Annotated in this window: 22 protein-coding genes and 1 pseudogene; 10 read left to right on the top strand and 13 right to left on the bottom strand. The window is 40.1% G+C overall.

The features are described from left to right. Positions 1–187: 187 nt before the first annotated feature. Complete coding sequence (locus tag BFN00_RS16340; RefSeq protein WP_143115425.1) at positions 188–358, bottom strand: site-specific integrase; 171 nt, start codon at positions 356–358, stop codon at positions 188–190. Positions 359–413: 55 nt separating this feature from the next. After that, positions 414–1,460 (bottom strand): RNA-guided endonuclease InsQ/TnpB family protein, encoded by a 1,047-nt coding sequence (locus tag BFN00_RS10265; protein ID WP_071851495.1) that lies wholly within the window; start codon positions 1,458–1,460, stop codon positions 414–416. A gap of 231 nt (positions 1,461–1,691) precedes the next feature. Between BFN00_RS10265 and bfr the strand changes: the two genes are divergently transcribed. Next, positions 1,692–2,156, top strand: a complete 465-nt coding sequence (gene bfr, locus BFN00_RS10270; protein WP_005265547.1) for a heteropolymeric bacterioferritin subunit Bfr — start codon at positions 1,692–1,694, stop codon at positions 2,154–2,156. Between the two features lie 49 nt (positions 2,157–2,205). Here the strand turns inward: bfr and BFN00_RS10275 are convergent, their stop codons facing one another. Next, complete coding sequence (locus BFN00_RS10275) at positions 2,206–3,843, bottom strand: PglL family O-oligosaccharyltransferase (protein WP_071851496.1); 1,638 nt, start codon at positions 3,841–3,843, stop codon at positions 2,206–2,208. A gap of 424 nt (positions 3,844–4,267) precedes the next feature. Here BFN00_RS10275 and BFN00_RS10280 point away from each other — a divergent pair, with 424 nt between their 5' ends. Continuing rightward, positions 4,268–4,825 carry a hypothetical protein gene (locus tag BFN00_RS10280; RefSeq protein WP_071851498.1) on the top strand — a complete coding sequence of 186 codons (558 nt, stop codon included), beginning with the start codon at positions 4,268–4,270 and terminating at the stop codon, positions 4,823–4,825. Positions 4,826–5,053: 228 nt separating this feature from the next. After that, a complete protein-coding gene (locus tag BFN00_RS10285) occupies positions 5,054–5,839 on the top strand; it encodes a hypothetical protein (protein WP_071851500.1) in 786 nt (261 codons plus the stop codon). A 31-nt stretch (positions 5,840–5,870) separates the two neighbouring features. Here BFN00_RS10285 and BFN00_RS10290 read toward each other — a convergent pair whose 3' ends face one another. Then, a complete protein-coding gene (locus tag BFN00_RS10290) occupies positions 5,871–6,491 on the bottom strand; it encodes an HAD family hydrolase (RefSeq protein ID WP_071851502.1) in 621 nt (206 codons plus the stop codon). Between the two features lie 104 nt (positions 6,492–6,595). Continuing rightward, complete coding sequence (locus BFN00_RS10295) at positions 6,596–6,862, bottom strand: hypothetical protein (protein ID WP_071851504.1); 267 nt, start codon at positions 6,860–6,862, stop codon at positions 6,596–6,598. Between the two features lie 159 nt (positions 6,863–7,021). Here BFN00_RS10295 and BFN00_RS10300 point away from each other — a divergent pair, with 159 nt between their 5' ends. Next, on the top strand, positions 7,022–7,249 hold the full coding sequence (locus BFN00_RS10300; RefSeq protein WP_071851506.1) for a helix-turn-helix domain-containing protein: 228 nt from the start codon (positions 7,022–7,024) through the stop codon (positions 7,247–7,249). A 19-nt stretch (positions 7,250–7,268) separates the two neighbouring features. On the opposite strand, the gene BFN00_RS10305 is transcribed toward BFN00_RS10300, so the two are convergent. Further along, on the bottom strand, positions 7,269–8,267 hold the full coding sequence (locus tag BFN00_RS10305) for an Arc family DNA-binding protein (protein ID WP_042891221.1): 999 nt from the start codon (positions 8,265–8,267) through the stop codon (positions 7,269–7,271). A 116-nt stretch (positions 8,268–8,383) separates the two neighbouring features. On the opposite strand from BFN00_RS10305, the gene BFN00_RS10310 reads away from it, so the two are divergent. From BFN00_RS10310 to BFN00_RS10330, 5 genes are all read left to right on the top strand, one after another. Then, positions 8,384–8,533 (top strand): Arc family DNA-binding protein, encoded by a 150-nt coding sequence (locus tag BFN00_RS10310; protein WP_228153534.1) that lies wholly within the window; start codon positions 8,384–8,386, stop codon positions 8,531–8,533. Positions 8,534–8,698: 165 nt separating this feature from the next. Beyond that, positions 8,699–10,126: a tyrosine-type recombinase/integrase gene (locus tag BFN00_RS10315; protein WP_005101344.1), complete on the top strand. Its 1,428-nt coding sequence runs from the start codon at positions 8,699–8,701 to the stop codon at positions 10,124–10,126. Continuing rightward, entirely contained in the window at positions 10,123–12,060 is a 1,938-nt protein-coding gene (locus tag BFN00_RS10320; protein WP_071851508.1) for a hypothetical protein, read from the top strand. The genes BFN00_RS10315 and BFN00_RS10320 overlap by 4 nt, the downstream gene beginning before the upstream one ends. Continuing rightward, positions 12,057–14,114 carry a hypothetical protein gene (locus tag BFN00_RS10325; protein WP_071851510.1) on the top strand — a complete coding sequence of 686 codons (2,058 nt, stop codon included), beginning with the start codon at positions 12,057–12,059 and terminating at the stop codon, positions 14,112–14,114. Before BFN00_RS10320 ends, BFN00_RS10325 begins: the two co-directional genes overlap by 4 nt. 3 nt (positions 14,115–14,117) lie before the next feature. Next, positions 14,118–14,474 carry a hypothetical protein gene (locus tag BFN00_RS10330; protein WP_005101354.1) on the top strand — a complete coding sequence of 119 codons (357 nt, stop codon included), beginning with the start codon at positions 14,118–14,120 and terminating at the stop codon, positions 14,472–14,474. A 32-nt stretch (positions 14,475–14,506) separates the two neighbouring features. Here BFN00_RS10330 and BFN00_RS10335 read toward each other — a convergent pair whose 3' ends face one another. After that, the gene (locus BFN00_RS10335; RefSeq protein ID WP_071851512.1) at positions 14,507–14,995 is read right to left on the bottom strand and encodes a pilin; all 489 of its coding nucleotides are present in this window, start codon (positions 14,993–14,995) and stop codon (positions 14,507–14,509) included. A 764-nt stretch (positions 14,996–15,759) separates the two neighbouring features. Here BFN00_RS10335 and BFN00_RS10340 point away from each other — a divergent pair. After that, positions 15,760–16,260, top strand: a complete 501-nt coding sequence (locus BFN00_RS10340; protein ID WP_071851514.1) for a pilin — start codon at positions 15,760–15,762, stop codon at positions 16,258–16,260. Positions 16,261–16,279: 19 nt separating this feature from the next. Here BFN00_RS10340 and BFN00_RS10345 read toward each other — a convergent pair. The 6 genes and pseudogenes from BFN00_RS10345 to gltB all read right to left on the bottom strand — a co-directional run bounded on the left by BFN00_RS10345 (position 16,280) and on the right by gltB (position 25,025). Beyond that, a pseudogene (locus BFN00_RS10345) lies at positions 16,280–16,582 on the bottom strand (hypothetical protein). Positions 16,583–16,652: 70 nt separating this feature from the next. Next, entirely contained in the window at positions 16,653–17,213 is a 561-nt protein-coding gene (locus tag BFN00_RS10350) for a TPM domain-containing protein (RefSeq protein WP_071851516.1), read from the bottom strand. Beyond that, positions 17,207–18,250, bottom strand: coding sequence for a TPM domain-containing protein (locus BFN00_RS10355; RefSeq protein ID WP_071851518.1), 1,044 nt, complete (start codon positions 18,248–18,250; stop codon positions 17,207–17,209). Before BFN00_RS10355 ends, BFN00_RS10350 begins: the two co-directional genes overlap by 7 nt. 31 nt (positions 18,251–18,281) lie before the next feature. Then, a complete protein-coding gene (locus BFN00_RS10360) occupies positions 18,282–18,872 on the bottom strand; it encodes a LemA family protein (protein ID WP_071851520.1) in 591 nt (196 codons plus the stop codon). A gap of 183 nt (positions 18,873–19,055) precedes the next feature. Further along, a complete protein-coding gene (locus tag BFN00_RS10365) occupies positions 19,056–20,477 on the bottom strand; it encodes a glutamate synthase small subunit GltD family protein (protein WP_071851522.1) in 1,422 nt (473 codons plus the stop codon). A 72-nt stretch (positions 20,478–20,549) separates the two neighbouring features. After that, positions 20,550–25,025 (bottom strand): glutamate synthase large subunit, encoded by a 4,476-nt coding sequence (gene gltB / locus BFN00_RS10370; RefSeq protein ID WP_171260792.1) that lies wholly within the window; start codon positions 25,023–25,025, stop codon positions 20,550–20,552. Positions 25,026–25,392 lie beyond the last annotated feature (367 nt).

Consider the following 25,392-nt stretch of genomic DNA (forward strand, 5'->3'; position numbering starts at 1 on the left):
CCACAATCTTGAACATAGAGACCTGGCTCCACGGTAAAGGTAATTTTTTTTTTTGTCTCGTGGGCTCGGAGATGTGTATAAGAGACAGATCAACATTTACTAAAAGTAATGGCAGCATAATTTAAATATTTAGAGCGGATTTATCACTTATAAAACTGAATTGAGTGGTCTAATTAACGGAACCACATTAAAACTCTTTAAGATGATAAGCATAAGAACGAATAGTATTGGGAGATTTTCTAACAGAACTTAAATACCTTAAATAAAGATCAATTGATGGTATAGCTAAGTGATCATCACCAATGACAATCCAAAAGTCTTCTGTTTGATTATTAATTCGTATTTTCTGCACTTTCATTAAGTAGAATCTACTATGTATATGTGTTTAGATATAAATTCTACAATGTATATTATTAAGAGTAAATCATTCTTTGTTTACTTTGTATATTACTATTTATATGTAGTAGATAACGATCCAGAACACTTGAACAGTTTTCACATTCCCATACTCTTATTCGCAAATCTGCTCTACCTTTCGGACTGCTTGCAGTGACCTCACCACAGCACGAACACATTTGGGTTGTGAAACTTTCACTAACTTCTTCAAACCATACTCCTGCGTTCTCGCATTTATACTTGAGCATGGTCTTGAATGCTGAAAATCCGGTATCCAGAACAGACTTCGCCATCTTGGTTTTCACCAGTTTTTTCGCACTCAGATCGCCTACAACAATTAATGCATTTTTCTTTATAAGCATCGTACTTGCTTTGTGCAAATGGTCTTTACGACAGTTTGCAATCTTGGCGTGTAATGCACGGACACGTTTTCTATTTTTAGCTCGTTGAGCAATCCCTAATTTCTGTTCATATTGACGGTAGAACTTGGGATTTGAAATTATCGTACCATCCGAACAAGTGGCTATATCCTTTAAGCCCAGATCAATCCCAATCAAATTAGTCGCAGTCGATTTCTCAATTTCAGGGCTATTCACAACTAAGCAGACATACCAGCGGCCACGCGCATCCTCGACAAACGAACCAGTCTTGATACTGTAATTTGACAGTCCATAGCTATCCCATATTTTAAACTGATGCTTGCCATACTTGATATGGCCATCAGCATACTTGATTGCTACTTTCTTAAAGGGTATCCAACCTAGTGATCTTCTGGCTGATTTCTTATGACTGACCCGCCATTTTAGTTTGGTCTTCTTGAATTGCTTTTTTCGTATGACTAATTCTTCGGTAACAGCCTGAATGGTTTGACTATGTAACCCACAAAGCCTAGATGTACCTTTCGTATATTCAGCAATATCGTAAGCACTGAGAAATTCACCTTTTCTTTTAAGGTGTTTAAAGCTTAAATCATTGACATAATTCCAGACGAAATTCACTTCAGATGCTAATTGCTCTAATATCTTAGAATGTTTATCTTTAATGCGTAATTTAAGTGTTTTCATGCGATTATTTTATCAATGAAAATAACCAATAGAATATCCAAAGTTAAAAATGTTAATTTGAAACGACATTTTATGTCGTATAGCTTAGGTCACTCATTTATATCCCTGCCTTGAAAACGAGGTTTTACGTTTGATTTGATAAATTACTCGCCATTTACCCCTGACTTGCTTTACTATCAGGATTAGAGCGCTTTCTTAGAAAGATAAAACAGGTCCAAATGGAGTTATGCGATGAAAGGCAATCGTGATGTGATTAATCAGCTCAATCAGGTGTTGTATCACCACTTAACTGCCATTAACCAGTATTTCCTGCATTCGCGCATGTTTAATGACTGGGGCATTGAGAAACTGGGCTCGGCAGAATATAAAGAATCCATTGTTCAGATGAAACATGCCGATAAAATTATTGAACGTATTTTATTTTTGGAAGGTCTGCCAAATTTACAGAATCTGGGCAAGCTGTATATCGGTCAGCATACTCAAGAAGTGCTGCATTGTGACGTGCGTAAAGTCAAAGAAAATATTGAAGTCATCCAGAAAGCAGTCGCGCTGGCTGAAACCCAAATGGATTATGTAACGCGTGATTTGGTTCAGGAAATCCTAGAGAAAGAAGAAAACTATCTGGACTGGACCACAACACAAATTGATTTGATCGAAAGCATTGGCATCGAAAACTATATTCAAAGTCAGCTCTAAACTTAAAATTAAGCCAAGAAAAAGCCAGCAGCTGCTGGCTTTTTTGTATTTAGCGAGGTACATCCTGCGTTAATTCTTCATAACTCATTTCAGTTTTCTGAATAGTCTTTAAGCGTTGCAGCTGTTGCTTAGCTTCCGCCTCATATCCATTAAAAGCTAAAAGTTTGGCATATTTGATCAGGTTATATTTAGTCGGATAACTCAAGACCATTTGTTCACCTTCCTGAATCTGTGCAGCAGACGCTTTGCTATAAGGATTCAGACGGATCCAGTTAATACGATGATTAAATTCCGTCAGCAAGAAGATCGGCTTTTCATTGGTAATTTTTTCCGGCTGCTGTTCATAGCGAATGCTCTGACCGAGTTTTGGTACAGCGGTATCATAATCCCGGTAAATGACTGCAATTAAAATAACACCAACCGCAAAGATGGCTTTTATCAGCCACGACGGCATAACAAGCTGCTTAGCTATATCTGAACGCTGCGCCAGTACTGTCCCCATAATAAAACCCACGGGTAACAGGAAATAGGCATAGTGCTGTGGAAACTCAAACATAGCATGCGTAACAAAAGCACCGATCATTAATATGCCAATGACTGACTCCGGCGTTTTCACCCATCGCTGTATTTGATAGCCCAGATAGCCGAAATAAGCTAAGAATGGGACACCAATCACTACCCCGTTCCAGATCAGGAAATCGATAATAAAATTATGTGCGCTACGAATCCAGACCGGACCTTGAACCGTATCCGTGATTGAAACAAAAGCGATACTGGTCTGATACCAGCCATAACCAAACCATGGCTGGGCCTGAATCGCGGCCAACATTTGCTGCCAGATGGCGAGTCGTGACATATCACCGGTTGCACGTGATACCAACTCACGACTACGGATCACCTCTGCATCTGTCATCTGTGCAATCAGTAGACTCAATACAGGGAACAACCAGATAAAGAAAATAAATAGGAATAGCAAGAGACTGCTGTAATACCATTTCAGGCGAATAATGCCTTTGTATTGATAAATGGCAAGATAAATCATGATGGCTATGGCAGCTACCCACGAGGTACGGGATTGGCTAAGCGCGATGCCCATAATGATCGGTAATGCGCAAGTCATTAACCACTTTGTTTGAATCTTTTTCTTTTCATAAAGATATAGGCAACTCATCAGCGACATAAGTAAAAACGTCGCCATATTATTTGGCTGGGCAAAGTTAGCAAATGGTCGTGTGGTTCCACTAATATTCACCATACCTGGCAGCACTGCATCCAGATTAGACCACTGACACAGTGCAATTAAACCGGTAATCGTCCCTGAAGCTAGAAATACATAACTAAGATTGGCAAAAGTTTCTTCCCGATTAAATTGACCTATTGAAAGATTGTAACCAAATACACTTGCCAACCAGAAGGTAAACACATAAATCGTCCCCATCATGGCTGTACTAAAGAAAAATACCTGCCATGCGAGTAACTGCATTAAAGGAATACAAGCCAAAAATAGTAAAGGGAAGATTATTATCGGCAGTTTAATTTTTTCTTTTATAAATAGTGCTGTAAGAGCTAATAAAGCAAAAAATGTATAAAGTTCACCTGTATAGGTGACCCATGGACGATAGTGTACAGGCATTAGCCAGGCAAGGGAAATTAGAATTGCTGCGATGATGGCAAGCATGAATTTCATGAGAACTTCAAGAAAAAGAAATTTTGCACATGATAATCAAAAAACTCTTAATTTTGTAATTTGATCTTATTTTCATAAATCTTTAATTTTCGATTCCAATCATAGACATACAAATAACTAATTAAGGAAAAAGTGACATTTTTTGTCAATTAGTTACAAAAAAATTTTCACGTATTTTTTTAGATTTTAAATCTATTAAATAATGTATTGATTTTATAAGAAATAATTAAGTAATATGCTTTGGCACACTTTGTGCTGAAATATAGGTTAGCTTACAAAGCTTATAATTAAATTAACAAAACATTTGTGGAGAATGTTATGAATACTCAAAAAGGTTTTACTCTTATTGATACTCCATAAGTGTCCATATAAAATGAACAATCCATAAGTAAGTCAATATGGACATAAAAATAATAAATTTGATATGAAGAATCACTATTATCTTTTTCTACTTTTTTCAATCTCCGTTTTTACTCATGCTCAAGAACTAGACTTCATTCAATATTCAGATATTTCATCAATTCCTCAAATTGTTTTGAATCCAAAAATCCAAACAGAACTTCAAACATTGTTAAAGCATGATTATCTAAAATTTCAATCTAATTTCGACAATTACTCAGTGCCCTATTTACTGAAAACAGATGAGGCTCTGTATTATGAAGGTCGGTCTGGAACTAGTTTAGATGCTTCATCAGCGATTGTGTTTAAAGATGGGCGATTGTTTGCTGCAATATATTTTGCCAAAACCAAGACCTTAAAATATTTTAGCAATGATGCAAGTTGCTCAGAACAGTTACATCCTGCGATTCAAGTCTTTGCTCAGCAGCGTGAAATTCAAAGTATTAAGTATGTGACAGCAAGAGTGGAAAGCGCTTTAAAATATCATCTTGGTTTAGCTGCTCAATGTGAGGCTTATATAGAAAAACTAAAGAAAGGAAACACAAGCTTTTTGAACACCTACACCAAGATGAAAAATCTATAATGGCTCAATGGAAAGGTAAGTGAGTCGTATAAAATAGACGGGGAATATTTTTCCTTCAATAAGTTCAGGAAACTGTTGGCTGAGACTTAGGCGTGAACTTAGTCGGGCGCTTGTCGAAGCGATTGTGTGACAATATACTCCTATGGACTAACTTATACTCAACTTGCACAAATTATGTTGTGTAGCGCATGTAACAAGTTGAAATTATTAAAAAAAGGATAACTAAAAATGCAACCGACTGAATTAAAACAATTACCAGACTGGTTATTAGAACAGTTACCCCAAATAACTGAACCAGCAATTTTATCACTGCGTGATACGAAACTTGTCGTCACTTACCCTGATCGTATGGAAGCAATTCACGAAAGCTTAAAAGACGTACAACACCAGATCCATCATGTCAAACCTACAGATTTACAGATTCTACCAGAGGTCTATCAATATTTTGGTAAGGATAAAGAGAGTGGTGGTTTATTTTTTAAAACCTCTGAGCATCTTTCTAGTAGTTTGTTTTCCTACACCGATAAAAATAAATTTGAGCATTTACAATCTGCTTTACAGACTGCCTTTGAAAATGAGCAAGCATATCTCGCAAATCCAACAGACTTTTTAACTGCCTATCATTTTATTGATACACACCCAGCTTTTTGGACGGTTACTGGCGATGTACCATCATGGCACTGGAATACATGGGGGCACTGCCAAAATGTTTATCACGGTGCATATAATGATGAAGATAATGGGCAATTAGTGATTTATTTAGAAACTGGCTCACATCTCAATAAAGTAGAAGATGGTGGTAAATTATACCAAGAGCATTATCATGATTATCGTTTAGATGTTTGGGCAAATACGTTTGAACAGGCGTTTATCAAGTTGGCGGCAAAGGTGTATAAGTTTTTTGACCATCAAGGTGTTGAGCGCCTAAATGTGCCACATATAAAACCAGCATGGGTTCTGGAGCTTGATGAACAAATTGCAGAATTTAAAAAATGGAAAGATGAGGAGCTGTGAGTATTCACTATTAGGTAGCGTCCACGAGTTGTTAAAGTATGTCGTTTAAAACTTCTGCCAATGTTTGACTATTTTGACGATTGATCAATCTAGCAGACATACCAAATGCTGTCGGCCCTGTAAAATCTGCAAGTGCTGTATCCCCAATAAATAGGACTTCTGAAGCTTGGCAACCTAGTTGGTTAATGAGTGACTGATAGATTTTCGACTCAGGTTTAATTGCAGCAACTTCATAACTCCAAGCATAAGCATCAAGAGGCGGTAATAATGAAGAAACAATTTTTCCATATGGCATAGCTAAATTTGAGCATAATGCCAATTTAATTCCCAATTTCTTTAATTCTTCCAAAGTTGATAAGGTATCTTCATACAATCTAATAGAGCGTAACTCTTCATCTAAATCATGCCCAAGTTCTTGCAGAAATTGGTCTGGAATATTTACGGCTAATCGCTTTGCAAGCTCTGCCAAATTTAAATTGTGGGACATAATAAATTTGGCATCATCAGGCTTTGGTTGTCGCCCATTTTCCTTAAGCCATTTCATTAATTTTCCATATGGGGAACGTCTGTCCCCTATTTTTACAAGTGTACCAAATACGTCAAAAGCAATGACTGATGGCTCAATATGACCTGCTTTTGTTGATAATTCCATATTTTTATAACCAATTAAATTAATTTTTACTTCTTGTTGAGATTACCATAAGAGCATTGTTATAAAAAATTAAGGGAGATATTTGATATCTCCCTTTGATTATTTTATTCACTGAAGTTTGCAAACATAATTTTAGGAAAATTTTTCATAAAGTGTCGTCTAACATGATTGAAGTCGTTGAGGTCATGTTGATTTTTTTCAAAATAATTAACCCAGGCTAAAGTTGCATCTTGGTCATTTAAGTTAGGATTAACATTCAGGAATAAAGCTAAATCAAATGTACGGTCAATATTAAACTCTTTGATTAGAGCAACAGCAGTTGAGCGGACTTCTTCTGAAACAAAGAATTTTGGAGAAAAATAGTTATTCATAGCTGAACTCGCATAGAAATTATATAATGATATTTAGAAAGGTTAATTTGTTTCTCTGTGAAATAAAATAACTTTCTGTAGGTTAAATTAACATTCTAAAAATAATTTATCAAGTTAAATTAACTTACTGTAGGTTATTTTTTTGATTTGAAGGTTGCTATGATTAGATGTAGGTTGTCAAATTTGATGGGTGAGCGAAAAATTTTAAAGTTAAGTGAGGTAGCTCAGGCGACCAGTATTAATCGCAATACGCTAACGAGTCTTTACTATGATCGTGCAATACGGATTGAACTTTCTGTTGCTGATACATTGTGCAAATATTTTAATTGTAATATGCAAGATTTATTTGAATATACCGATGAGTATGAGGAAAGAGACGACACTTAGCAAAATGTCGTCCTTTTTTTTAAAGCTCAATAGGATGCTTTAAATACAATTCAGGATCATTCCAAATTGTCTGAATGTATTTTTTTTCTTTGAAATCACGCAATACTCTTGCCCTTAATTCATCAAAGCCATCCCAATAATCTAAAGTGCGATCAGGCAGTTTATCTGCTAAATCATCTACCCAAGGAATATGATGTAGTTTTTCTGCAATTGTTAAGGGATGAACTGTTCCAGTCAAAATAAGTTTAAACTGCTCTTCTGAAAGCAGATGACTATATACATTCACCTTAGATTTATAATATCGCAACAGTACTTTGGTCAATAAACAAAAATATAACAATGAGTTATATCCACCAACACCATTTACGTCACTGATATGATATGGGGGATAAAAAGTCTCAACTGCATAATTTTCATAAATTTTAAGAATAATTAACTGCCCTGTTTCTGATAATTCGCGAATAAATTTTATTTCTTTCACTTTTGACGCAGATAAATATTCATTACTTGGGTCTGAACCTAAGAGCAGCTTTATATCTTGATCTAAATATTCATTTAAACGTATATGTTGAATATTATACGGGGTTTGTTTGCCGAAAAATAACCAGTTGGGATTCGCTGAAGTATGTTGCGCTATTTTCTCTAGTTGACCGAAGGTCGGTTCTAGCTCTGCTCTAAACCATGCTTCAGCTTCATCAGCCGTATCTTCACCTATCTCAAAGGCTAATTCAGCAATTGTAAACTCTCTAAAATGATGAGTTTTTTTTAATTCACTTAATACGAAATTTAAACGTTCAGCAACCACTTTTTTTCGTTCTGTGGGTGAGCGTGATCGTAAAAATTTTTCAACGATTCTTGCCGCTTCGACTTGGATATTATCATTCATGACAAATGAATCATAAAGCCTAGAAGTTGCTTCAGCATTAATAGAGCGTTGATTAGCTTTTGCAGCAGCATCCACTTTATTTTTTAACTCTTCAGGAATTCGAAGATTAAATTGAATATCTTTTTTACCCATATATTCCACTAATAGTAGAAAATTTAATACTAGCATTATGCTATAAAAAAGAGTTGACACAAGTGTTAGCATATTGCTATGTTAGCAATATGCTAACAAGTAATGTAGAGCAGCATATGAAACAAACGAATCTTCGTTTACCCATAGATTTAGTTTCTTGGGTCAAACAAATGGCAAAGCAAAGACATCAGTCAATGAATGCTTTTTTTATTACGGAATTGGAACGATTAAGAAAAGAGGAACAGAGAGAATTGACAAAAAAGTAATTATTTTCATTCGGCAAAAAGTATAAAAGCCCATGCGGGAACATGAGCTTTTATAGATTGTCTTGATTGGTGTCCAGACAATTCCATTTTGATGAATAGGGGCATTTTTGTCAATCCTGTCTCAAGGTGGCTTTTTGCCTGTTTTTTAATAAACAGGAGGCTCAAATGAGCACTAAACTTAAAAATGGTCAGTCACGTTACCGGTCTCAAGCGAAAGTCGTGACCCTTTCAAAATTTCAGCTATTGAAACTGGTTGAAGCAACCCGTTGTTTAAATGATGTAGAATTCGAAAAATATGGTGATGCTTACCTCGAATTCCCCATGATTATCCAAGGAGATGGGCAGCCATCTGAAATTTTTAATCTGTACTTGCTGAAAAAATTACAACAAACAATACAATATGATTTTAAAACATTTGCATCTATTGCTAATCAATTACTTGATTTTCAGCGCTTTTTAGAAGATGAGCAGCTGGACTGTTTGAAATTTCATAAATTGAAACAGTTGAATGCGATTTTTAAATATCGTACTCGTCTTATTGAGCAGGCAAATGCAGGTCTCATTTCCGCCAGTTCTGCACGTGGTCGAATTAATGCAGTCGTGAACTTTTATCGATTTCTTGTAATGGAAGACTTAGTTGATCATCAACGCTATGGGCTTCCATTTCAAGACGTCTATAAATATATTGCTGTTGATAATGAGTTTGGCGCACGTAGAAAAATGGCAATTAAGTCGCATGACCTTGCAATTCATGTTCCTGCTAAAGCCCCAAATTCTGAAGTGATTAAGGATAATGGTGAATTAAGCCCACTCAGTGTTGAAGAGCAGGCTGTTATATTAAAAGCACTGCAAAAATCATCACGTGAATATCAGTTGATGTTCTATCTTGCATTGTTCACTGGTGCTCGCCTGCAAACAATTTGTACTTTACGAATCAAAAACTTAATTGGTCGTGAGCCTGATAGCCAGGGTTTTATCCGCCTGCCAGTTGGGGCGGGTACAGGCATTGATACCAAATTTCAAAGACCAATGACCCTGCTAATCCCGAATTGGTTAGCACAAGACCTTAAAATTTATATTGATAGCCCACAAGCACAACAGCGTAGACAGAAGTCTGGATACGGTGATTCTAATGAAAACTATGTATTTCTCACTAAACTAGGTACATCTTTCTACACCAGTAAAGCAGAACAGCAAGAACTGACCGAGAAAATTAAAGCCTTTGAGTCATTTGGGGCTAGGCTTAAACTGTATGAAGGCGAAGCAGTACGTAGTTACTTAAAAGTGGTGTTGTTGCCCGAAATCTACTTGATTGATCCGCAATTCCAAAGTTTTAAATTTCATGATTTACGTGCCAGTTTTGGTATGAATTTACTGGAAAGCCAATTACAACACCTGCCCGAAGGGCACTCGGCGATGACAGCTGTCGAATATGTGCAAGCTCGTATGGGTCATCGCAACATCAGCACTACTTTACAATATTTGAATTACAAATCTCGTTTACAGTGGCGCAATAAAATTCAGCATGAGTATGAATCAAGTTTAATGAAGTACGTGATGTCTTCTGTCAATTTAGCGGGAGAATTGTCATGAGCTTCACACGTACCCCATTGTTCGTCCATATCACCGATATCAATAAACAGATTAATGAACATGAGCGACTTATTCTCGTTTGCAAGGATAAAACCGCTTCTTTTGCTTTTAAGACATTTGACATCGGAAATCTATTTTATCGTAAAAGAGTACCTGGCGAGGTTTTGTCAGAACAGCAGTTATCTGCATCTTTTGATGAAAAAAGACGTTATTTTTTGCAGTGTTTAACGGACTATTTGTTGCAAATGAGCGGATCAGATTTGTCAAAAGGCCTCTTTTACTACACTAGTAAAATATTTCTAGATTGGGTGGATCAGCAAAAGAAAGTTTTTGATTTATCGAATCAAGACAGTGTGATCGATGCGTATCGTCGTTACAGTAAATCTTTAGTTGATCGCACTTTGCTTGCTGATACTGAAGATAAAAGTTTGGCTGCACATACAGCAAAGCAATATCAGCGTAATGCAGCCAAATTAATAGCATATGTATTTGACTGTCATGAAATTGATATTATTAGTCAAGCGATGCAAGTACAGTCTCAGCGTTATGATGTTCCTGTTTTGCCAATTGCGGAAGAAGATCATCAAAAAACTTATGCAACTTTGTTGAATGTCTTTCTTGAAATCCATCGTATTGTGATACAAAAAGCAGATTTTCCTGCGCATTTTCAATCAGTTAGTGAAGAAGACTTCTATTTTTACTCGGGCTTTCATCATCAAAATGAAAAACAGCATATCCAGTTTGATATGCAGAGTTATTTAGCCAAATATCCAGTTATTCCAGCTTTTTCCAAAATGTTGGCTGATTTTGGTCTTGCTGAGGATAGTGAATATAGAAAGCGCTTACGTGAAAACCGTAATGAAGCCCTGTATAAATTGCAGCAACGTAATGAGGATAAGCGACACATAGAGCGTGAAAGACTTGCTTCATATGGTCTTGTCATCGGCATGTTGCTCTTTATCGCACAAACTGGGGCCAATTTAGACACAGCCCAGCAGTTACAACTTGATACGATGGAAGTCCTGCCATCCACCCAAGGTCGACGTTTCTCAGGTACAAAAAGCCGTGCTGGCGGGAAAGAAGTTCAACCTGAATTTGGGGTGCAATTTGAGCCAGTTTTTAGGAAAATTTTAGAACTTCGTGAATGGTATATTCAAGATGAACCCTGTGATTTCATTTTTCCATTACGCAACGAAATTCAACAGTTGAGACCTGTCAGCTACGGCAGATTACAATTAATTAAAAAGTTTTTTCAGCGCATTTTTCCAAGAATGATTTGGATTACGCCACAACAGTGGCGTAAGCATACAAGCAGTCAATATGTTGAATTGAGCGATAGTGATCTCTTGCTCGAAGCTGAAGTAATGGGGCACTCACTCGATACCGCAAGAAATAATTATGCACGTACTTCATTCAAAGATGCAGCCCAGCAAATTTCACAGTTTTTTAATGAGCTGCGAGAAGTTGCGGTCGCAAAAACACGAACGCTTGAACGAATCGCTGTGCAAACGTTAGATGAGCCTGTTGATGTTCAGACCTTACCTGTCGGGGCTTGTACGACAACAAATCTACAGCCCGAAAAAGCAATCGGTTTTACTGCACAAGCCCCAACTCCAAACTGTCAACAATTTGAGCATTGTCTATTTTGCCACCACTATGCAGTCCACGCTGATGACGAAGATGTGCGTAAGCTTTTATCACTGAAAAGTCTGCTCGGCTACGTTAAGCAAAAAGCTACGGATTTGATCAAATGGGAGTCGCAGTTTGGTGTGGTTATACATCGTATTGATGAGGTACTGACTGAGTTGTCAAACGCTTATGAAACTTTAAGAGATCGCATTTTGTCGATTCAGGAAGAAGTGGAAAGTGGTGATTTAGATGCGTATTGGCTGAATCATTTTGAATTATTACTTGATTTGGAGTGGATCGCATGAGTTCATTTAATTCATATTTATATTCATTGGGTATTGCAGAACGGTTCTTACCGGATGAATATCATCTACAGAATAATCAGCTGACTGTTCCAAATACTTTTGTATTATCACGAATGAAGAGCAGTGAAACATTGTCTGTCTATGCAGACAATATCTGGGATCTTTCTCCATATTTACCAAAGTGCCATTGTCGATTAAATTTTAATACATGGCTTGAAAATGCAAGAGAGAGCGACTTTCTCTTCTGTCAAATACGTGCAGAAATGAAAAAAATCAGTTTTGCTTTGCTTTATATAAAATCTGGCAAGTCGATTATTAAAAGTATTGAGAAGCGGCATACAGTTTTGCGTCAGTTTGCTGCCATCGCCTATCGTAATGGCTGTACGTTACAACAGTTATTTAGTGATGTCACTTATCTATCGAAAGTCAATGATGCCTATGTTGGCGTAAGTTATCCAACCGTCTTGCGCATCAAAGCATTTTTAACTGATTGTTTCACTCTGCAACAGCAGTATCGCTCATTGATCCCTGCATTTAATACATATCAACCGATTGAGCATTTAGCGAAGTTAGCGGCTCAACTCAGGTTGCAGTCAGCTAAAGTCGGCCCGCAAACCAAAGTCGTTCCTTCACGGCTTTATATCGCTTTAATTAATGCTTTAGCAGATAAATTGAATGAGTTTAATCAAAACGCACCTGCCTTATTGCAATGGTTTCAGCGCATTCAACAAGAGCCGTCATTTGCACGGATGCCACGTGAGTTCAGCGATTATAAAAAAGCAGTGAGCTTTGTCGATGCTCGTGATCTACTCGGTTTAACCGCACTGTTTGAAAATCATCACATTCACAAACATGCCAATCTGACCCGTTATATGACCATTATTCAAGGCATGGCAAAGCTTTGGATTCATCTGTTTACAGGAATGCGGGACAATGAAGTGAATCAGCTGTCTTATGACTGCTATCAAACTGTTCAAAGTAATGAGCATCTTGTACATGTATTAATGGGCTATACCTCCAAGTTGCATGGTGGCGGTAATAAATCTACCTATTGGATCACGTTTGAAGATATTCAAATCGCAGTAAATTCAGCACAAAGCATTGGTGAAATCTATGCCTTGTTGAATCCACATTATGATTTTTCTAATCCTCGTGAATATCCCTTATTTCCAACCCTGTATTCACAAAAGCATCGATATAAAAATAACCGCAATATTGAGCATGAAACTGATTTTATTTCCAATTTTTCAGGTGCTCCGACTCGAATACAGTCCAATTTTAATGTCTATCGTCAGCATCTCCTAGCAAAGTTGGGAGATGAGCTACGAATTACAGAAAGTGATATAGCCGAGCTAGAGGCATTCGATGGCTTTCGCAACTGGCGTGAAGAAAAAGACTGTCAGCTAGGTGAATACTGGAATATTTGCACGCATCAATTTAGGCGTTCGCTAGCTGTGTATGGAGCCCGTTCAGGTATTATTGGGTTGGGTGCTTTGTCGGTTCAATATAAGCATTTAACTGAAGCAATGACTTTGTATTACCGAGACAATGCAGTATTTGCTCCGAATATTTTAGCCAGTGATAGCCAAAAGGAGTTTATTCAAGAGCTGGAATATCAGCGACTGGTGCATTCATATACGCAATTTGAAGAAGGTGTGATCAAGAGCTCTAGTAATCTCTTTGGCGGTGCAGGAACCTATTTGCAATTGCAAAAAGAACGTAAGCAATTGCTGAAGATATTCCCAAACCGTGATGAAACTATCAAGCGCATGAAAAAAGGGGAAATTGCTTATAAACCAAGTCTTTTTGGGGCATGTACCAACCCAGATTCTTGCGAAAAAATCTCCTTTACTGCGATTACGAGCTGTTTGAGTTGTGCCCATGCAGTGTTTGATGCTGGCAGCGCAGAGAAAATGCAAAAAGCAGTACAACGATTACAACGAGCACGAGATACACAAGCACCAAGTAGTTTGCTGTATGGGCAGATGGATAGCGATATTATGGCTTTAAATAAAACTATTCAAAAAATTCAAACGATCAATATTGAGGTTTAAAATATGAGTGTACTCAATGAATATTATGCCGCTTTAGAGCGCTTAAAAGCCAATAAACCAACCATTTTAGCCAAAGGCTCTGCCATTAATAATGACACCGTGGCGCTTGAAGCTGGACGTAAACGGGGTTCGATTAAGAAGAGCCGTTATGCCGCACTGGTAGAGGCGATTGAGCTGGCTGCGCAAGAAGCAGGACAAAATGCTCTTTCGCCTGCACAGCAGGTTGAACAAGCTAAAAGTAAAACCAAAGCGGTGAAAAGTGATTATGAGCAGCTTAAGAAAGATTATGAAAAACTATTGGAAAAGTGCAATTCGCTATTATTAGAAAATTTTGAGTTAAAACAAAAAGCACATCTTTAAAAGATGTGCTTTATTTTTTCAATTCTAATATTTTAGGTAGTAGAAGTAGTTGGACAAGCAGTTGTTTCGTATTTTTTCAATACATTAGAAGCACAAGTCCAAGTACCTGTACCTGCATTACGTGTCCAAATCACTGTATTTCCAGCAACTGCAGGTGCTGCGCTGAAGCCTAAAGTAGCTGTAATTGTTGAGTTAGTAGTTGCATTAGCACCAATAACAGCAGCAGGCACCCCAGCTTTATTCGCAACTGCGCCATTAGCTCCATTTAGCCCACCTGTAGTTTGGGCTGTAAGGATATTTGAACCTGTAGCACCAAAATCACAAGCAGCTGTAGCCTTACCATCTAAAATACAAGTATCTAAAGCTGTTTTCAAACCAGCTGCTTCACTTACAGCACGAGTCACTTGTGACTTCGCAGTATAAGTTTGATATTGCGGAATCGCAATTGCAGCAAGAATACCAATAATAGCGACCACAATCATGAGCTCGATCAGGGTGAAGCCCTGTTGATTTGATTTCATAACATTCTCCACAAATGTTTTGTTTAATTTAGTTATAAGCTTTGTAAGCTAGTTAATAGTTTGCACAAAGTGTGCCAAAACATGTTATCTAATTATTATGCTTGAAATCAATACTTTGTTTAATGGATTCAAAAATGTAAAAAAGTGATCAGTAAATTCATGTAACTAAGTGACAAAAAGTGTCAGTTTTTTCGGTTTTGAGAAATGTAAATATGGAAGTTGTTGGTAGTAGGAATAGCTAAATTATTGGCAGCTAAGCAGATGTGTGCTTGTTAGTTGAATTGTTTTGCTTATTTGCTTACCAATTCACTTTGAAATTGAAAAATACTGTCCTATGCTGAATGCTTCATATAATAGGGAATAATAGAGTGAAACGGCTAAAAGACTTCAAAGTAAACGAATGAATACCTCGTCCAGCTGTAAAAGTTTTGTCCATGCAATTTGGTGATGACGAAGCGACTAGGCGTATTGTTCTGCATTATGCAAGATGTGTGATTCTTCATGATAAAAAGAAATACAGAAGTTGGCTTATAAATGAGTCTGGATTTTTTTAGTCGGTTTTTAGCTTATCAAAATTTTAAAATATCTCACGACTAGTCTGCTTTTATAAAAATTCATTCAATCACACTGATTAAAATCTATTTCCTGATATGGACAATTTAAAAACTTTTGTCCTTTTAAATCCATGTCCATATGGACAAACTGAATAATGAAGTAAAACAATAAAATTCAATGACTTGATGTATGTCCGTATAAAGTGACTTATGGAATGGATCGAATTAATGATTGTTGTTGCAATCATTGGTATTTTGGCAGCAATCGCAATTCCTCAGTATCAAAATTATACGGCACGTACTCAAGCGTCTGAAGCAATTAACCTCCTTGGCGGATTAAAAACTCCTGTAATTGATCTTGCAGGAATGGTTGGTCTAGCTACTGCTTGTAGTACAACTCCTGAAATTCCTGCTAAACCAAATAATGCAGGAGAGGGAGAAGCCGATAATAGCACTCCATTAGTTCCAGCTGGTGCTTTACATTCAAGTAATGGTCATACTCTTTCAGGTCAATATGTAGACAATATCACTGCTGACGGAAGTGAAGCTGGAAAATGTAAACTGACTGCTACTTTTAAAAATGCATCTGGTATTAATGATAAATTAAAAAATAGAATTGTTGTTTTCACTTATACACAAAATGGTGGTTCTTGGGCGTGTACATCTAATCTCGACCAAGCAGTTCGTCCAAAAACTTGTTCGGGTATCTAATTTCTTAATAAAAAACGCATCAAATTTGATGCGTTTTTTGTTTTAACTCAAAATTTTCCAACAAAAGAGAATTATAATTTTTCAGCAGTTTTTCATAATCTTCCTCAAGCTGCTCATAAGCACTTTTTACAGCTTTAGTTTTGTTTTTTGCTTGTTCAACCTGTTATGTAGGCGAAAGAACATTTTACCCTGCTGCCTGCACAGCTTGCTCAATTGCTTCAATTAATGCAGCATGACGGCTCTTCTTAATTGAACTACGCTTACGCCTAGCTTCAAGTGCCACGGTATCATTATTAATCGCAGACCCTTTTGGTATAACCATCGGTTTATTGGCTTTTAATCGCTCTAAAGCAGCAGAATATCTTTTCTTATGCAAGCAATATATAAAAAAATCACCCTAAAATAATCGGCTTATTCCCTAATTCATTCTCTAAATCATCTATTTTTCGATCATAATACTGATCTAAGACCTCTCCAATCTTCTTTACTCCTTCAATCACCCCTTGCTTAAACTGCTTTTGCTGTATCAACTGAATGATATGCTGACAAATCTGATCCCAGACTTCTTGAGTAGTGGCCTGCTTGATGCCTCGATCAATCACAATCTCAACCTTATGTTCACACAGGTTTAAATACAACAGCACACCACTATTATATTCAGTATCCCAGACACCCAGCTCGGCAAAGAGTTGTCGAGCTCGACACAAAGTATCCTGATAATAGGCTGATCGTGCAGATAAGCATCCCTCGATTACGACCTGAATTTCTCCGATATGCCCATGCTCGGCTTCTTCAACAGCTAGTGCAATCGCATGCTGATCCTGCTTGGAGAAAAAACGCTTGGTTGCCGGCATATAAAAGAAATGCTTAAGCCAGCGCTTAAAACTTGGTTGAGCATGTTCTTCCAGCTTAGGCTGCGTGACAATATCTGTTGTATCTGTAGTTGTTACCATGAGCCTGATGCTCCTCCCCCACCAAAACCACCGCCGCCTCCACCGAAGCCGCCGCCTCCAAAACCACCACGTCCACTACCACCGCCACGACCTCCACCTGCCATAAAGGCATGCAGGATTAACTGAGCAAGTGAGGTAACGAGCAAAAAGAAAACTCCAGCACCAATTAATAGGCTAGCGACCAATCCCATACCGTTGACTAACCCGGCTGCTGTGCCCGCTACTGCGGCAGTGGCCGCACTTAGCTTCCTGCCAAAGATCATGGAACCAATGACACCAGCGACGATAATAAAAATAACCGAACCAAAAGTCGCTTGAGATGCTTGCTGCGCTTTATAAGCCTGCTCCTGACGCTCTTTAAGCTCAGCCGCTGCTTGAGCTGCAATTTCTGGATCCAGATTTAGAATACGCTCAATTTCTGCCAGCCCCGCATCTATCCCTTGCGCATACTGACCCTGCTTAAACAAAGGTGTAATTTTGTTATTAATAATTCGTCCAGCCACAATATCTGGCAAAACACCTTCTAACCCATATCCAGTTAAAATCTGGATACGATGGTCATTTACCGCAATGGTCATTAACAAACCATTATCATGTTCTTTTGAGCCCAATTGCCAGCGATCCGCCACACGCATGGAATAGTCAAAAATATCTTCCTGGCCTGTAGTAGGTACAATTACCACCCCGATCTGAGCTTTGCCAGCTTCATAGAGATTAATGATTCTTTGACTAAGTTGCTGCTTTTCAGTGGCACTGAGTAAATTCGCCTGATCAATGATCGGTTCATTCAGACTTGGTAGGTCGCGCTGAAGCTGCCCTTCCGCTATGTCATTGGCAATTTGTGACTGTGAAGCTGCTGCAGTTTCTGTATTTTGGGCTGGAACATTTTGACCCGCTTTAGGCTGCAAAATTTCACGGGCTACGATGACTTCTTCAGTATCTGTAGCTGTAGCCGTTTCTGCTGAAACAAGCGTGGTTATTCCCATGCCCAGCATGAGAAGCAAACCGGCACAGCATTTCAGCAGAATCTCAGACATATGATCTCTCGTTTATTTTATAAGTGGATACTTATTCAAAGGAAACTGTTGGCGCTTTCTGGGCACTCTGCTCGGCGCTAAAATTCGGTTTGGTATCCATGCCAATCACTTTGGCCGTGATCACTTGCGGGAATTGACGCGCATAAGAGTTGAAGTCCTGTACTGTCGTAATATAACGGTTACGTGCCACTGCAATCCGGTTTTCAGTGCCTTCCAGCTGTATCTGCAAATCACGGAACTGCTGATTGGCTTTCAGATCGGGATAATTCTCAGTGACGGCTAAAAGACGCGACAAAGCACTGGTCATTTGCGACTGCGCTTCCTGATAACGCTGAAACAGTTCTGGATCTTCCAGTACTTCACGGTCTACTTTTAGCCCTGCCACATTGGCGCGTGCTTGAGTTACTTCGGTCAATACCTGCTCTTCATGTGCGGCATAGCCTTTGACCACATTGACCAGATTCGGTACCAGATCGGCACGGCGCTGATACTGGTTTTGCACTTCAGACCATGAAGCAGTCACCGCCTCATCCTTGACTTGTAAGGTGTTATAGCCGCAACCACTCAGGGTCAAGGTACTGGCCAGCATCAAGGCGATAAGAGATTGTTTGAATACACGCATGATATCTTGTCCTCAATTCTTTATTAATATTTATATAATTAATTTGATTTTAAACAGTATTTTCTAAAGTTTTGTTACTTTTTATAATCTTTTTTAAGAGCCTCTCTTTAAGCTAGACAATATCCAAAAATAAAAACCCGCCGAAGCGGGTTGTTTTGAATGATGATTATTGATCTTTAACGGTTAGACATCAAGGTAATCCAAGATACCTTCAGCTGCCTGACGGCCTTCCCAAATTGCAGTTACCACCAGATCAGAACCACGAACCATATCACCACCAGCGAAGATTTTTGGATTCGACGTCTGGAATTTGTATTGTTGCTGCTCAGCGGCAACGACACGACCTGAACCATCCAGATTGATTTCCACATCGGTGAACCAGTCTGCTGGACTGGTACGGAAACCGAAAGCAAGCAGGACTGCATCCGCTAGAAGAATTTCTTCTGAACCCGGAATCGGCTCTGGACTACGGCGACCACGACTGTCCGGCTCACCCAGCTGAGTAGTAATAAATTTTACACCGGTTACTTTACCATTTTCACCAACAACTTCGATCGGCTGACGGTTAAACTGGAAGTTCACCCCTTCTTCACGCGCATTTTGCACTTCACGGCGTGAACCTGGCATATTTTCTTCATCACGACGATAAGCACAGACGACTGACTCGGCACCTTGACGGATCGAAGTACGGTTACAGTCCATGGCAGTATCACCACCGCCTAAAACAATGACTTTCTTGCCTTCCACGCTGATGTATTCAGCTGGGTCTTTTTCCCAGCCCTGACAACGATTGACATTCGCAATCAGGAAATCTAGTGCATCATACACACCATCCAGATCTTCACCGGCAAAACCACCTTTCATATAGGTATAGGTTCCCATACCCATAAATACCGCATCATAATCGGCAAGTAACTGGTCGATGGTCACATCTGTACCAATCTCAGTATTCAGACGGAATTCCACCCCCATGCCCGTGAAAATTTCACGGCGACGCTTCATTACGTCTTTTTCCATTTTGAATTCTGGAATACCGAAAGTCAGCAAACCACCAATTTCCGGACGTTTATCAAAGACCACAGGTTTTACCCCATTACGTACCAGAATATCCGCACAGCCAAGTCCTGCGGGACCTGCCCCAATAATCGCGACTTTCTTATTGGTCCATTGCACATTGGACATATCTGGACGCCAGCCCAATGCAAAGGCAGTGTCGTTGATATATTTTTCGGCATTCCCGATCGTCACTGCACCGAAACCGTCGTTCAGGGTACACGCGCCTTCACACAAACGGTCTTGTGGACAGACACGGCCACAGACTTCTGGCAAGGTGTTGGTCTGGTGACACAGTTCAGCCGCTTGGAACAACCGGCCTTCAGACACTAGTTTTAACCAATTGGGAATGTAGTTATGTACCGGACACTTCCATTCACAGTAAGGGTTACCACAGCCGAGGCAGCGATGCGTCTGATTGGCTGCAATTTCCGCGGTATAAGGCTTATAAATTTCCACAAATTCTGCTTTGCGGACATCAATCTCTTTTTTCTCTGGATCTTGGCGTGCGACATCCAGGAATTGAAAGTCATTATTCAGGCGTTCTGCCATGTCTCTCTCCGTGGGGAGATGTAAGGGGTTCACAGTTGCCTTACATCTGCCTATGTTTCTGCAGTAGTGGAATTATTGTGGATCAGCTTGAGTTGTTTTTAACAGCGTTTGCAAATTGGCTGCTTTTGGTTTTACCAACCAGAACTTGCGGCTGTAGAAGTCAAACTCATGGCGGATCTTGTACGCCCAAGCACTACCCGTTTCTTTAATATGTTCATCCAGAATACGCCCCAGGAAGGCTTTATGCTCTTCCATTGGTTCGGTGGAAATACGGTTCAGCTCAATCAGTTCGTGGTTATAATGATCAACGAAGTCATTATCCAGATCAAGCACATAAGCAAAACCACCAGTCATACCTGCACCGAAGTTATGCCCAACTTTACCCAGCACAGTCACAATACCGCCGGTCATATATTCACAGCAGTGATCACCTGCACCCTCAATCACGGCAAATGCACCCGAGTTACGTACCGCAAAACGTTCACCTGCCGTACCCGCTGCATATAACTTACCGCCAGTCGCACCATACAAGCAGGTGTTACCAATGATCGCGGTATTTTGCGTCTGGAATGGCGAACCTTTTGGCGGGAAGATCGAGATGCGACCACCGGCCATGCCTTTACCGACATAGTCATTAGCATCACCTTCCAGGCTAATATGTAGACCGCCAGCATTCCATACACCCAGCGACTGACCCGCAGTACCATTTAGATGGACTTTCACCGGATGGGCTTCCATGCTCAGGTTGCCATAACGTTTCGCAATTTCACCAGACAGGCGTGCGCCAATCGAACGATCACAGTTACCGATCGTGAAGCTATATTCGCCGCCAGTTCCTGCTTCGATGGCAGGTAGAATCTCATCCACCATTTTCTCTGCCAGAATCCCTTTATCGAATGGTGCATTGCCCTGTACTTCGCAGTACTGTGCTTTACCTTCTGCAGCAGGATGTGATTCCAGTAATTTACTTAAATCAAGATGTGCATGCTTTGCAGTTTCACCTGGCAAGACTTCCAGCAGATCCGTACGGCCAATCAGATCTTTCAGACTTGACACACCGAGTGCCGCCAGCCATTCACGGGTTTCTTCAGCAATAAAGGTGAAGAAGTTGATCAGCATTTGTGGCTCGCCAATATAATGCTCTTGACGTAAATGATCTTGCTGGGTTGCTACACCGGTTGCACAGTTATTCAGGTGGCAGATACGCAGGTATTTACAACCCAAGGCAATCATTGGAGTCGAACCAAAGCCGAAGCTTTCTGCACCCAGAATTGCTGCTTTTACGACATCCAGACCGGTTTTTAAACCGCCGTCTGTCTGTACGCGAACTTTACCACGCAGGTCATTGACACGAAGGGCCTGATGCGCCTCAGAAAGACCAAGTTCCCACGGTGAACCTGCATGATGAATTGAAGAAAGTGGAGAAGCCGCTGTACCGCCATCATAACCAGAAATGGTAATGAAATCGGCATACGCTTTCGCTACACCTGCCGCAATCGTACCAACACCCGGTTCAGAAACCAGCTTAACTGACACCATCGCCTGTGGGTTAACCTGTTTTAAATCAAAGATCAACTGTGATAAATCCTCAATTGAATAGATGTCATGATGCGGAGGTGGCGAAATCAGGGTAACTCCCGGCACAGAGTAACGTAAACGGGCAATGAGACCATTCACTTTACCACCCGGCAACTGACCACCTTCACCTGGTTTTGCACCTTGCGCGACTTTAATCTGGAGAACTTCTGCTGATGTTAAATAAGCAGGCGTTACACCAAAACGGCCCGATGCAATTTGTTTGATTTTCGAGTTACGGATGGTGCCATAACGCGCTGGATCTTCACCGCCCTCACCTGAATTTGAACGACCGCCAATAGTATTCATGGCAATCGCAATCGCTTCGTGTGCTTCAGGTGATAGTGCACCCAAAGACATGCCGGCAGAGTCAAAGCGAGGCAGGATCTCCTCCACAGATTCCACTTGTTCGACTGGAATCGAGTTGTCTGTTTTCAGTTTAAATAAGTCACGGATCGTTGCGATCGGACGGTTATTCACCAGTTCTGCATACTCTTTAAAGTCTGCATAATTACCCGAACGCACTGCTTTATGCAGCGAGTTGATCACGTCCGGATTAAAGGCATGGTATTCCTTGCCGAATACAAATTTCAGCAAGCCGCCCTGATCAATTGGTTTACGGTTTTTCCAGGCAATATCCGCCAATTGTTTTTGATCATTTTCAAGATCGACAAAAGTGGCACCCTGAATACGACTTGGCACACCGATGAAGCATTTATCCACCACTTCATTAGATAAACCCACTGCTTCAAACAGCTGACCACCGCGATAAGAAGCAACCGTAGAAATACCCATTTTCGATAGAACTTTCAATAAGCCTTTTTCAATCCCCTTACGGAAATTGTTTTGTGCATAAATCGGGTCACCCAATAATTCACCTTTTGCGACCAGATCATTGATCACGTCATAAGCCAGGTACGGATAGATGGCTGTCGCACCAAAACCAAGTAGCACTGCAAACTGATGTGGATCACGTGCAAATCCTGTTTCAATAATCAGGTTGGCATCTGTACGTAGACCAGTATTGATCAGGTGATGATGCACCGCACCAGTGATCATGAAAGCATTGGCAGGCAAGTAACCTTCACGGATTTTCTTGTCTGAAAGCACCAGTAAGGTTTTACCATCACGAATGGCTTGCGCAGACTCTTCACAGATCCGTGCAATTGCAGCTTCCAGACCTTCGGTTTCAGCATAGTTCAGGTCGATATCTGCAATTTCGTAACCGGCACGACCCAGCGTACGGATCTGATGCATTTTCGAATTAGAAAGCACAGGACTGGAAATGATCAAGCGGTCTGCATGCTCAGGCCCTTGTTCAAAGACGTTTTGTTCACGACCCAAACAGGTTTCCAGTGACATCACAATCGATTCACGTAACGGATCGATCGGCGGATTGGTCACCTGTGCAAACTGCTGGCGGAAATAATCCGATACATGGCGCACCTGACGTGATAACACGGCCATTGGCGTATCGTCACCCATTGAACCTACAGCTTCCTGACCGCTTTCTGCGATTGGACGTAATAACTGGTCACGTTCTTCAAAAGTCACCATGAACATTTTCTGTGCTGCTTTTAAGCTATCGCCTTTTAAGCCTTGATCGCACAGGTATTCTTCCAGCTCTGGACTGCCTTGCAAACGTACAGAATTTTCACGTAACCATTCACGGTATGGACGCATACGTTTCAGATGATTATTGACATCTTGCGTATCCAGCACCTTGCCGGTTTGCGTATCAATGACCAGCATTTGGCCAGGACCGACACGGCCTTTAGAAATCACATCTTCAGGTTGATAACCCCAGACACCAATTTCAGAAGCCAGCGTGATATAACCATTTTTGGTGATGACCCAACGCGCAGGACGCAGACCATTACGATCCAGCATACAGATCGCATGGCGACCATCCTGAATCACCAGACCTGCTGGACCATCCCAAGCTTCCATATGTTTTGAGTTGAATTCATAGAATGCACGCAGATCAGCATCAAGTGTTTCCACGTTCTGCCAGGCAGGCGGAACCAGCATACGGAGTGCACGGAACAGATCCATGCCGCCACCCACCAGAATCTCCAGCATGTTGTCCAGGCTTGAAGAATCTGAACCGGTACGGTTCACAATTGGATTCAGTTCAGTTAAACCTGGCAATAATGGATTTTCAAATTTCGGCACACGCGCCATGGCCCAGTTACGATTCGCAGTAATGGTATTGATTTCACCATTGTGTGCCAAGTAACGGAACGGTTGTGCCAACGGCCAGCGTGGCAAGGTATTGGTCGAGAAGCGCTGATGGAAGACCACAATATGTGATTCCAAACGTGGATCAGCCAGATCTGTATAAAAATCTGCAATCGCTTCCGGCATCATCAAGCCTTTATAGCTGATGACCGTTGAACATAAAGTAGTGACGTAGAAAGACGTATCATTGCTTAACAGCTGCTCTGCACGACGGCGTGCCAAGAATAACTTACGGTTAAATTCAACCTCAGTCACACCCATTGGACAGTTAACAATAATCTGTTCAAATGCCGGCATCGATTGCAATGCAATTTCACCCAGGGCATCGACATTGGTCGGAATTACACGCCAAGCCAAAACGATTAAACCTTCAGCTTCAATCTCTTTGTTTAAAACCTGTTTGGCATGAGCAGCAAGCGCAGGATCAAGATTTAGAAACACCGAACCCACAGCAAAGACTTCACTCAAGGTGGTATCACTTAAGCGTTTTGCTTCTTCACGGAAGAATTTTTTTGGCATTGCCAAGAGCAAACCACAACCATCTCCAGTCTTGCCATCTGCGGCAATACCACCACGATGGGTCATACAACTCAAACTATGAATCGCGGTCTTGACGAGATCATGGCTAGCATCACCCTGCATATGGGCGATCAAACCAAAACCACAGTTATCTTTAAACTCATCCGGTTGGTATAAACCTTGAGCGGGAGCTACATTATTAGGCGATGGCATGTGCATAGCGTACCCTTCTTTCACTAAGCCTCAACAGGCTATTAAACAATCTAAATTTTTCTCTGCGCTGGCGTCTAATGGACTTTCGAAGACCGTCTTGGTAGAGCAAAAGCATTTTTCTTTATTTCTTCAGACTAGTCTTTTTTTAGACTAAATGCATAACAAATAAAGTTTATTCTGCTCATGAATAACATAAAAATCTGGAATAAATATGACATTCATACAGTGTCATCGAATCATTTTTCGCGCTAAAACAGGGAGATTAATTCAATTCATGCACCAATAAAGCAAATTCCATGCCAACAAACAGCGCATAAATTAAAACAATACAGATGACAAAGATTTAGCGCAGAACAGCACTCTAAGG

The organism is Acinetobacter sp. AR2-3 (assembly GCF_001878775.1).
In the GTDB taxonomy this organism is placed as follows: Bacteria; Pseudomonadota; Gammaproteobacteria; order Pseudomonadales; family Moraxellaceae; genus Acinetobacter; species Acinetobacter lwoffii_D.

Coding starts and splice junctions, on each gene's coding strand:
- BFN00_RS16340 (WP_143115425.1), bottom strand. CDS start 358: ATGAAAGTGCAGAAAATACGAATTAATAATCAAACAGAAGACTTTTGG.
- BFN00_RS10265 (WP_071851495.1), bottom strand. CDS start 1,460: ATGAAAACACTTAAATTACGCATTAAAGATAAACATTCTAAGATATTA.
- bfr (WP_005265547.1), top strand. CDS start 1,692: ATGAAAGGCAATCGTGATGTGATTAATCAGCTCAATCAGGTGTTGTAT.
- BFN00_RS10275 (WP_071851496.1), bottom strand. CDS start 3,843: ATGAAATTCATGCTTGCCATCATCGCAGCAATTCTAATTTCCCTTGCC.
- BFN00_RS10280 (WP_071851498.1), top strand. CDS start 4,268: ATGAAGAATCACTATTATCTTTTTCTACTTTTTTCAATCTCCGTTTTT.
- BFN00_RS10285 (WP_071851500.1), top strand. CDS start 5,054: ATGCAACCGACTGAATTAAAACAATTACCAGACTGGTTATTAGAACAG.
- BFN00_RS10290 (WP_071851502.1), bottom strand. CDS start 6,491: ATGGAATTATCAACAAAAGCAGGTCATATTGAGCCATCAGTCATTGCT.
- BFN00_RS10295 (WP_071851504.1), bottom strand. CDS start 6,862: ATGAATAACTATTTTTCTCCAAAATTCTTTGTTTCAGAAGAAGTCCGC.
- BFN00_RS10300 (WP_071851506.1), top strand. CDS start 7,022: ATGATTAGATGTAGGTTGTCAAATTTGATGGGTGAGCGAAAAATTTTA.
- BFN00_RS10305 (WP_042891221.1), bottom strand. CDS start 8,267: ATGGGTAAAAAAGATATTCAATTTAATCTTCGAATTCCTGAAGAGTTA.
- BFN00_RS10310 (WP_228153534.1), top strand. CDS start 8,384: ATGAAACAAACGAATCTTCGTTTACCCATAGATTTAGTTTCTTGGGTC.
- BFN00_RS10315 (WP_005101344.1), top strand. CDS start 8,699: ATGAGCACTAAACTTAAAAATGGTCAGTCACGTTACCGGTCTCAAGCG.
- BFN00_RS10320 (WP_071851508.1), top strand. CDS start 10,123: ATGAGCTTCACACGTACCCCATTGTTCGTCCATATCACCGATATCAAT.
- BFN00_RS10325 (WP_071851510.1), top strand. CDS start 12,057: ATGAGTTCATTTAATTCATATTTATATTCATTGGGTATTGCAGAACGG.
- BFN00_RS10330 (WP_005101354.1), top strand. CDS start 14,118: ATGAGTGTACTCAATGAATATTATGCCGCTTTAGAGCGCTTAAAAGCC.
- BFN00_RS10335 (WP_071851512.1), bottom strand. CDS start 14,995: ATGAAATCAAATCAACAGGGCTTCACCCTGATCGAGCTCATGATTGTG.
- BFN00_RS10340 (WP_071851514.1), top strand. CDS start 15,760: ATGGAATGGATCGAATTAATGATTGTTGTTGCAATCATTGGTATTTTG.
- BFN00_RS10350 (WP_071851516.1), bottom strand. CDS start 17,213: ATGGTAACAACTACAGATACAACAGATATTGTCACGCAGCCTAAGCTG.
- BFN00_RS10355 (WP_071851518.1), bottom strand. CDS start 18,250: ATGTCTGAGATTCTGCTGAAATGCTGTGCCGGTTTGCTTCTCATGCTG.
- BFN00_RS10360 (WP_071851520.1), bottom strand. CDS start 18,872: ATGCGTGTATTCAAACAATCTCTTATCGCCTTGATGCTGGCCAGTACC.
- BFN00_RS10365 (WP_071851522.1), bottom strand. CDS start 20,477: ATGGCAGAACGCCTGAATAATGACTTTCAATTCCTGGATGTCGCACGC.
- gltB (WP_171260792.1), bottom strand. CDS start 25,025: ATGCCATCGCCTAATAATGTAGCTCCCGCTCAAGGTTTATACCAACCG.